We start from the raw sequence: 4,665 nt of genomic DNA, 5'->3' as shown, positions 1-4,665 counted from the left end.
GGAGCACTTCACCCGACTGGGCCGTAAGGCGACCCGGTTGAAGGTGTCGCATGCGTTCCACTCGCCGCTGATGGAGCCGATGCTCGCCGAGTTCGGGGAAATCGCCTCCGGGCTGTCGTACGAGCTGCCGCAGATCCCCTTCGTGTCCGCCCTCACCGGCGCCCGGGCCGCCGACGAGCTGGCCACTTCGGGCTACTGGGTGCGGCACGTCCGAGAGGCCGTCCGCTTCTCCGACGCCGTAAGTGTCCTGGAGGAGCACGGGGTCACGACGTTCGTCGAAGCCGGTCCGGCCGCCGCCCTGTCGGCCACCGGTCCATCCTGCCTGACCGGCGGCAGCGGGGCTGCCTTCGTGCCTCTGCTGCGTCGCGTCCAGGGCGAGGAAGGCGAACTCGCGGTGGCACTCGGGGCGATTCACGGGCGCGGCGCGAAGGTGGACTGGCGCGCGTACTACGCAGGGCGCGGCGCCCGACGCGTGGACCTGCCCACCTACGCCTTCCAGCACCGTTGGTACTGGCTCGACCCGGCCTCGGGAGACGACGGCAGGCCCTCGGCGACGCCGCACCCCGCCGCGCAGTCCGAGCCTGCGGAACGACTCGACAGCCACCGCTATCGGCTCACCTGGACGCCCGTCGCGGACGGTGCACCTCAGGGCGAGCCGGGGGACCGACCCGGACAGCTCCTGGAGGAGCCGTCGCTGCCCGGCACCTGGGTCGTCGCCGTACCCACCGGATACCGCGACGACAAGCGCGCCGCCGCCCTGGTCGACGGGCTCACCGCCCGCGTCGGCAGAGTCGTCCCTCTGGAGGCTACCGGTGCCGCCCGCGCCGGGCTCACGCGTTCGCTCAGCGAGCTGGCCGCCCGCGAACAGTTCACCGGGCTGCTCTCGCTGCTGGCCCTCGACGATCGACCGCACCCCCGGCACCCCCACCTCGCGCAGGGCATCGCCGACACCGTCACCCTCGTGCAGGCCCTGGCCGACGCAGAGATCGCGGCGCGCCTGTGGTGCGTGACGGCCGGGGCAGTCGCCGTCACGGAGACCGAGGAGATCGACAGCCTGCCGCAGGCCACGCTCTGGGGCATGGGCGCGGGGCTCGCGCTGGACCACCCGCACACCTGGGGCGGACTGCTCGACCTCCCGGAGACCGTGGACGGGCCTGCACTCGACCAGCTGTGTGCGGTCCTGTCCGCGCCCGTGCCGCGTGCGTCGTCGACGGAGGGCCACGACCGGATCGCCATCCGGGACGACGGCCGGCACACGCTGCGCATGACTCATGCCCCGCTGGGCGGACTCAAGGCCCCGCGCCGCTGGCGGGCCCGCGGCACCGTACTCATCACCGGCGGCACCGGCGGCCTCGGCGCCCATGTGGCCCGGATGCTGGCCGACCGCGGGGCCGAGCACCTCCTCCTCACCAGCCGCAGCGGCCGGGACGCCGTGGGCGTCGCCGAACTGGAGCGCGAACTGACCGCGCGCGGTACCCGAATCACCGTTGAGGCGTGCGACGTCGCCGACCGCGAGGCGCTCCGCAAGGTGCTCGCTGCGGTCCCCGAAGAGCATCCGCTGACCGCGGTGGTGCATGCCGCGGGCGTGATGCAGCGCATCGCACCGCTGTCCGAGCTGTCGATGGAGGAGTTCGCCGAGGCGGGACGCGCCAAGGTGGCGGGCGCCCGTCACCTCGACGAACTCCTCGGCGACCAGCCGCTCGACGCGTTCGTCCTGTTCTCGTCCGGTGCCGCTGTGTGGGGCAGCGCCGGCCAGGCCGCGTACGGGGGTGCCAACGCTTACCTCGACGCGCTCGCCCAGCGCCGCCGCGCGCTCGGCCGTACGGCCACCTCCATCGCCTGGGGCTCATGGGACGGCGGCATGGTGGACGCCGAACTGGGAGCTGCCCTGCGCCGCATCGGCGCACCGCCCATGGATCCCGGCTTGTGCCTGGACGCGATGGCACAGGCGCTCGACCACGACGAGAGCCATCTGGTGATCGCCGACATCGACTGGTCGCGGTTCGCCCGCACGTACGGTCTCGCCCGCGCCTGCCCGCTGCTGCACGAACTGCCCGCGGCCAGGGTGGCCCTCGACCCCGCTGTTACCGGCCCCGGCGCGGGTGGTGACGGCGACGGCGGGGACGGGTTCACCGCCGAGCTGGCGGTGCTGCCCGCGCGCCAGCAGGCCCGCGTACTCCTCGACATGGTTCGTACGCATGTCGCCGAGCTGCTCGGCTACGACAGTGCCGAGCAGCTGGACCTCCGCCGGCCCTTCGAGGACCTCGGCTTCGACTCGGTCGCCGCCGTCGACCTCACCAACCGGCTGAGTACGGCGGTTGGCCGGAGACTGCCGTCCACGATGGTCTTCGACCACGCGTCCCCGGAGGCGCTGGCCGACTTCCTGTGCTCGGAGCTGAGGCAGGACGGGCCGGGGGACGGGCTGTCCGTACTCGCTGAACTCGACCGCATCGAAGCGGCCGTCATCGCGATGCAGCCCGACGAGATCCGGCGCGACCGACTCGTCGACCGGCTGCAGACCCTCCTCACCCGGGCCGGTGAGGCGGCGGGCGAGCCGGCGCAGGCCGCCATCGTCCCCGACGAACTCGCCGATGCCACCGCCGACGACGTCTTCGACTTCATAGACCGGGAACTCGGCCTGAGCTGACCAGTTCGGGCCCAGGAAATCACCGCAGAGCCGTATAGCGCGCAGAGCTCGGAGCCGCAGGGCTGCGAGCCGCAGAGCAAAGGATGTTGTGAGGCTGGGAATGGCTGACGACCAGAAGCTCCTCGAGTACCTCAAGCGGGTTACCACTGACCTGGCCCAGACACGTCGGCGGCTCCAGGACTTCGAGGCCAGGGAGCAGGACCCGATCGCGATCGTGTCCATGAGCTGCCGCTACCCCGGTGGCATCGAGACCCCCCAGGACCTGTGGCGACTGGTCGCCGAGGGCCGCGACGCCATCGGGGAGTTCCCCGCGGACCGCGGCTGGGACCTCGGCCGGCTCGTCGGCGGCGACGGGGGCAGGGACGCCGGGGCCAGCCTCACCCACCAGGGCGGCTTCGTCCGCGACGTCGCCGGGTTCGACCCGGGCTTCTTCAACATCTCGCCGCGCGAGGCCCAGGCCATGGACCCGCAGCAGCGGCTCATGCTGGAACTCTCGTGGGAAGCCCTGGAGCGGGCGGGCATTGCCCCGGACCAGGTGCACGGCGGCCAGGTCGGCGTCTTCACCGGGTCCGGTTTCCAGGACTACGGCGACCTGCTGAACGCTGCGCCCGAGGCGTCCGCCGCGTACATGGGCACCGCCGCGGTCGCCGCCGTCATCGCGGGCCGGGTCTCCTACACCCTCGGCCTGGAAGGGCCCGCGATCACCGTCGATACGGCCTGCTCCTCCTCCCTCGTCGCCGTCCACCTCGCCGCCCAGGCGCTGCGCGACGGCGAGTGCGCGCTCGCGCTCGCCGGCGGTGTCATGGTGATGTCCACCCCCGGCCCGTTCGTGGGCATGAGCAAGCAGGGCGGCCTCGCCCGCGACGGCCGCATCAAGGCATTCGCGGACGCCGCCGACGGCACCGCATGGTCCGAGGGCGCCGGCTTGCTCGTACTGGAACGGCTCTCCGACGCCCGCCGCAACGGCCACCCCGTGCTCGCGGTCATCCGGGGCTCGGCGGTCAACCAGGACGGCGCGAGCAACGGTCTGACGGCACCGAACGGCCCCTCCCAGCAGCGCGTCATCCGACAGGCCCTGGCCAACGCCCGGCTCGCCAGTGGCCAGGTCGACCTTGTCGAGGGCCACGGCACGGGCACCACCCTCGGCGACCCCATCGAAGCGCAGGCGCTGCTTGCCACCTACGGAACGGGCCGTCCGGAGAACAAGCCGCTCTGGCTCGGCTCCTTCAAGTCCAACATCGGCCACGCGCAGGCCGCCGCCGGCGTCGGCGGGATCATCAAGATGGTCCAGGCGATCCGGCACGGCGTCATGCCGCAGACCCTCCATGTGGACCGGCCCACCACCCACGTGGACTGGACCGCGGGCAACGTCCGCCTGCTGACGGAAGCCCGCGCATGGCCCGAGAGCGAGCAGCCGCGCCGGGCCGCGGTCTCCGCCTTCGGCGTCAGCGGCACGAACGCGCACATGATCATCGAGGAGGCGCCCAGGGAGGACGCCGGGGCGGACGTCGCTCCACCGCCTCGTCCGATGCGTACGCCACTGCCGTGGCCCCTCTCCGCCCGCAGCGCCGACTCCCTGCCCGCGCAGGCAGAGCGCCTCGCCGCACATCTCGATCTGAGCCCCGGACTCGGCGCGCTCGATGTCGGGTACTCCCTCGCCACCACTCGCGCGGGCCTTGAGCACCGGGCCGTGATCCAGGCCGAGGACAGCGCTGACACGGATGGCTACCGCGGCGGCCTGGCCGCACTTGCGGAGGGCCGCCAGGCGCCGGGAATCGTGCGGGGCACGGTGTCGGAGGGCTTGAGCGCGTTTGTGTTCACGGGACAGGGGGCGCAGCGGTTGGGGATGGGCCGGGAGTTGTATGAGGTGTTCCCGGTGTTTGCGGATGCTTTCGATGTGGTGTTGGGGGAGTTGGAGCCTGGGCTGCGGGAGGTGGTGTGGGGTGAGGATGCGGGGTTGTTGAGTCGGACGGTGTATGCGCAGCCGGCGTTGTTTGCGGTTGAGGTGGCGTTGTTCC

Annotated in this window: 2 protein-coding genes; both read left to right on the top strand. The window is 72.4% G+C overall.

Features of this window, described 5'->3' with window-relative positions:
- On the top strand, positions 1-2,647 hold a 2,647-nt coding region (locus ACWGI6_RS38060; protein WP_453271754.1), incomplete at its 5' end, for a type I polyketide synthase.
- Between the two features lie 100 nt (positions 2,648-2,747).
- Positions 2,748-4,665 (top strand): type I polyketide synthase (locus tag ACWGI6_RS38055; protein WP_453271753.1); only part of this gene is annotated, 1,918 nt, incomplete at its 3' end.

The organism is Streptomyces sp. NPDC054786 (assembly GCF_053611685.1).
The sequence above is the reverse complement of the archived record's forward strand: the minus strand, read 5'-3'. Positions and strand labels throughout refer to the sequence as shown.